Raw genomic sequence first — 2,343 nt, forward strand, 5'->3', positions numbered from 1 at the left:
GCGGGGGGGGGTGTGGGGGGGGGGGGGGGGGGGGGGGGGGGGGGGGGGGGGGGGGGCGGGGGCCCCCCCCCCCCGCGCGGGCGCCCCCCCCCCGCCCCGGCTTCGTCCCCGTCCGCAGCGCTGCGAGGATGTGAGTTCAGGAAGTTCAGCCGGCCGAACGGGGCCGGCCGGGGCCGCGGGGGACTACACCTGTATGGCGCGCCCCGGGAGAAGCAAGGGAGGAAGAACAGCATGGTGGTCACGCTCGCCAAGGGTGGAAACGTCTCGCTCACCAAGGCTGCGCCGAACCTGACGCAGGTCCAGATCGGCCTCGGCTGGTCCGCCCGTTCGACCACGGGCGCACCGTTCGACCTCGACGCGAGCGCCCTGCTCTGCGCTGGTGGGCGGGTGCTCGGTGACGAGTACTTCGTCTTCTACAACAACCTCAAGAGCCCCGAGGGCTCGGTGGAGCACCAGGGCGACAACCTCGTGGGCGGCGACGACACGGGCGACGACGAGCTGATCCTGGTCAACCTGGAGCTGGTCCCGGCCCAGGCGGACAAGGTGGTCTTCGCGGTGTCGATCTACGACGCGGAGGCCCGGCTGCAGAACTTCGGCCAGGTCCGCAACGCCTACATCCGGGTCGTCAACTCCCTCGATGGCGAGGAGATCGCGCGCTACGACCTGTCCGAGGACGCGTCCAGCGAGACCGCGATGATCTTCGGCGAGCTGTACCGGTACGCGGGCGAGTGGAAGTTCCGTGCGGTGGGCCAGGGTTACGCCTCGGGCCTGCGCGGCATCGCGCTCGACTTCGGCGTCAACGTACAGTGAGGGCGCAAAACGGACTTATCGCATCCGACTCACGATCATGAGAACAGAGGGCGGTGCGGGGGTGGCCTGACCGGGCCCAGGCCCGGTCAGGCGTCTCGGGACGAGGTCGACCCCGGCACGGCCAGAAACCCGAAAGGTAGCCAACTCCCGTGTTCCTCCGCACATTCGGCTGGTCGTTCGCGATCACCGCCATCGGCCTGGTCGCGGCCGGACTGCTCTGGGGAGCCCAAGGCTTCGGCATCGTGCTGATCCTCTCCATCCTGGAGATCTCCCTCTCCTTCGACAACGCGGTGGTCAACGCCACGGTGTTGAAGCGGATGAACCCGTACTGGCAGAAGATCTTCCTGACGGTCGGTGTGCTGATCGCCGTCTTCGGCATGCGCCTGATCTTCCCGCTGCTGGTCGTCGGCCTGACCGCGAAGCTCAACCCGGCGACGGTGATCGACCTCGCGCTGCACTCGGACAAGACCTACAACGGCCTCACCTACGGCCAGTACCTGGAAGCGGCCAACCCGGCCATCGCGGCCTTCGGCGGCGTCTTCCTGCTGATGATCTTCCTGGACTTCGTGTTCGAGGAGAAGGAGCACAACTGGCTGAGCTGGCTGGAGCGCCCGCTGGAGAAGGTCGGCAAGCTGGACGCCCTGTCCAGCGTCGTGGCCCTCGTCGCGCTGGTGCTGGCCTCCCACTTCTTCGCCGGTGAGCACGCCGAAACCGTTCTGCTGGCCGGTGTGCTCGGTCTGATCACCTACCTCGTGGTCGGCGGCCTCTCCTCGATCTTCGAGTCGGGGCTGGAGGAGGAGGCCGAGCGCGAGGAGGAGGCCGAGAAGTCCGGCAAGTCGGTCGCCCAGGTGGCCGGCAAGGCCGCGTTCTTCCTCTTCCTCTACCTGGAGGTGCTGGACGCGTCGTTCTCCTTCGACGGTGTGGTCGGCGCGTTCGCCATCTCCAACGACATCTTCCAGATCACCCTCGGCCTCGGCATCGGCGCGATGTACATCCGCTCGCTGACCGTCTTCCTGGTCCGCAAGGGCACCCTGGACGACTACGTCTACCTGGAGCACGGCGCGCACTACGCGATCGGCGCGCTGGCGGTGATCCTGCTGGTCGGGATCAAGTACCACATCCCGGAGATCGTCACCGGCCTGATCGGCGTCGCGTTCATCGGGCTGGCGCTGGCCTCGTCCATCGTGCGCAACCGGCGTGCGGGCGCGGAGGAGGAAAGGGAGCTGGTCGGCAGCAAGTAGCGGGGAACTGGTCGGCAGCAGATGGCCTGCCGGGCACGCGCGACGGCCGCCTCCGGGGTTCCCGGGGGCGGCCGTTCGCGTTGCGGGGAGGGGGTGGCGCCGGTGTCCCGCGCTCCGGCGCCGGTGTTCCGCGCTCGGGCGCCGGTGTTCCGCGCTCGGGCGCCGGCGTTCCGCGCTCCGGCGCCGGGGGGGGGGGCCCCCCCCCCCCCGCCCCCCGGGCCCCCCGGCCCCCCCCCCCGGCCCCCGCCCGCCCCCCCCCCCGCCGCGCCCCCCCCCCCCCCCCCCGCGGCGC

The 2,343-nt window shown here is 70.6% G+C and carries 2 protein-coding genes; both read left to right on the forward strand.

Annotated elements, in window-relative coordinates; genetic code table 11:
• The first annotated feature begins 231 nt into the window (after positions 1–231).
• Complete coding sequence (locus ACGF07_RS34530; RefSeq protein ID WP_350750240.1) at positions 232–810, forward strand: TerD family protein; 579 nt, start codon at positions 232–234, stop codon at positions 808–810.
• 149 nt (positions 811–959) lie between these two features.
• Complete coding sequence (locus ACGF07_RS34535) at positions 960–2,051, forward strand: DUF475 domain-containing protein (RefSeq protein WP_350750242.1); 1,092 nt, start codon at positions 960–962, stop codon at positions 2,049–2,051.
• The last annotated feature ends 292 nt before the right edge of the window (positions 2,052–2,343 follow it).

Source organism: Kitasatospora sp. NPDC048194 (genome assembly GCF_043202455.1).
In the GTDB taxonomy this organism is placed as follows: domain Bacteria; phylum Actinomycetota; class Actinomycetes; order Streptomycetales; family Streptomycetaceae; genus Kitasatospora.